The sequence below is a fragment of the Bradyrhizobium pachyrhizi genome, assembly GCF_001189245.1.
Classification (GTDB): Bacteria; Pseudomonadota; Alphaproteobacteria; order Rhizobiales; family Xanthobacteraceae; genus Bradyrhizobium; species Bradyrhizobium pachyrhizi.
The window spans coordinates 42,706-45,141 of sequence record NZ_LFIQ01000123.1 but is presented as its reverse complement, the minus strand read 5'-3'; the positions used below and the strand labels follow the sequence as shown (position 1 = coordinate 45,141).

The 2,436-nt window shown below is 64.3% G+C and carries 2 protein-coding genes; both read left to right on the top strand.

All coding sequences use genetic code 11. From position 1 onward, the window contains the following. The first annotated feature begins 61 nt into the window (after positions 1-61). Complete coding sequence (locus AKL29_RS38450; RefSeq protein ID WP_028337354.1) at positions 62-955, top strand: TauD/TfdA dioxygenase family protein; 894 nt, start codon at positions 62-64, stop codon at positions 953-955. Positions 956-1,090: 135 nt separating this feature from the next. Continuing rightward, a complete protein-coding gene (locus tag AKL29_RS38445) occupies positions 1,091-2,431 on the top strand; it encodes a Rieske 2Fe-2S domain-containing protein (RefSeq protein WP_050387772.1) in 1,341 nt (446 codons plus the stop codon). Positions 2,432-2,436: the final 5 nt, after the last annotated feature.

Below are 2,436 nucleotides of genomic sequence, written 5' to 3'. Positions count from 1 at the left end.
GATTGCGCTTCGCTCCATCCGGGCTACGATGGTCAAAACAAGAACCATCGGGAGAACGCCCATGAGCTCGCTGTCCGGCAAGCAAGGCCCGCGCTACCGCCACCTCGCCGACCAATCCGAGCCCTATGAGACCATCGGCGTCGAGAAGCTGACGCCGATCATCGGCGCGGAGATTTCCGGCGTCGATATCGGCAAGCTGGTCGGCGGCGATGCGCGTTCCAACCGCCAGGTGGACGAGATCCATCGCGCGCTCGCCGAAAACCTCGTCATCTTCTTCCGCGATCAGCACATCAGCCCCGACCAGCATCTCGCCTTCGGCCGCAAGTTCGGTGAGCTGCATGTGCACCCCGCCGCGCCCAATGAGGGCGATCCGGCGCTGATGAAGATCTATGCCGACAAGGATTCGCCGCGCGCCAATGGCGAGGGCTGGCACACCGACGTGTCCTGCGACCTCGAGCCGCCGATGGGCTCGATCCTCTACATCAAGCAGTGCCCGCCGCGCGGCGGCGACACGCTGTTCGCCAACATGTACGCCGCCTATGAGGCGCTGTCGGACCGCATGAAGGCCTATCTCGACGGGCTGACCGCGCTGCATGACGGCGAGCAGACCTATCGCGGCCTGTATGCAAACTACGGCGTCGCCGACAAGCAGAGCTATCCGCGCGCCGAGCATCCGGTGGTCCGCACCCACCCGGTGACCGGCAAGAAATCGCTCTATGTCAATCGCGGCTTCACCCGCTTCATCGTCGGCATCCCGCGCGACGAGAGCGACGCCATGCTGGCCTATCTCTACCAGCATGCCGAGAACCCGCTGTTCCAGTGCCGCTTCCGCTGGACCGAGAACGCGATCGCGTTCTGGGACAACCGCTGCGCCCAGCACCGCGCGATGTGGGATTACTGGCCGCACACCCGCTCCGGCACCCGCGTGACCGTGAAGGGAGAGCGGCCGGTGTGAGAAATTGCGTGGTGCGTAGGATGGGTAGAGCGCAGCGAAACCCATCCTCTCATTGCGTGGATGCAAGTGTGATGGGTATCGCCGCGCTCCACCCATCCTACGAACTGCAACGAAAATAAAATCGGGAGACCGCCCATGCTTCGCGCCGAGGACAACAAATTCCTCACCGAATCCGGTGAGGGGACCGGCATGGGCGAGTTGCTGCGGCGGTTCTGGATTCCGGTGCTGCTGTCGGAGGAGCTGGCGGAGCCGGACAGCGATCCGAAGAAGATCGTGGTGATGGGCGAGGAGCTGCTCGCCTTCCGCGACACGAGAGGCGTGGTCGGCGTCATCGACCAATACTGCCCGCATCGCGGCGCCAATCTCTGGCTCGGCCGCAACGAGGAATGCGGCATCCGCTGCGTCTATCACGGCTGGAAGTTCGACACCGACGGCCGCTGCGTCGACATGCCGACGTCGTATCCCGACCTCAACGCAAAGGACCTGATCCGGATCAAGTCCTATCCGGTGCGCGAATGGGGCGACATGATCTGGGCCTATATGGGCCCGGCCGATCAGATGCCCGAACTGCCGGCGCTGGAGATGGCGCTGCTGCCGGCCTCGCACCGCTTCGTCACCAAGAAGTGGCAGGACTGCAACTGGGTGCAGGCGGTGGAAGGTTCGATCGACACCGCGCATTTCACCTTCGCGCATCTCTCCTTCGAGAAGGAGGAGAACGAGATCCTCGACATCAAGAAGCATTTCGTGAACCCGCTGACGCGGGTCGCGACCGATCACATGCGCTGGATCGCCGAGGATCCGCGCCCGGTGATCAAGATCAATCCGCATGAAGCGGGTCTCACGGTGGCCGGCGGACGGCTCACCGGCAGCGACAATATCTACTGGCGCATCGCCCAGTTCCTGATGCCGTTCCACAGCTACGCGCCGAGCTCGATGCCGGGCGAGAACATGTTCGGCCAGACCTTCGTGCCGGTCACCGACACCAATTGCTGGATCTACACCTATGCCTGGAATCCGCACCGGCCGCTGACCGATGCCGAGCGGGAAGGTTATGCCAACGGCAACGGCGTGATGGCTGTCGTCGACGAGAACTACGTGCCGCTGCGCAACAAGGCCAACGACTATCTGATCGACCGCAGGCTACAGCGGACCAAGAGCTACACCGGCATCAAGGGCGTCTCCGAGCAGGACGCCGCGGTGCAGGACAGCCAGGGCCCGATCGCCGATCGTACCCGCGAGCATCTCGGCCCGACTGATCTCGGCATCATGCATTTCCGCAAGCTGGTGATGGAAGCGGCCCGCGCGCTGCAGAAGGGCGAGGCGCCGCCGCATGCTCGGCATCAGGACCGCTACACCGTGCGCTCCGGCGCCTGCGTCACCAGCAAGACCAAGGACCTCGCCGCCGTGATGATCGAGCGGTTCGGCGATCCCGCCGGCTTCGTCGGCGGTCCCGGCCAGAACGCCGCGGCGGAGTGATCACT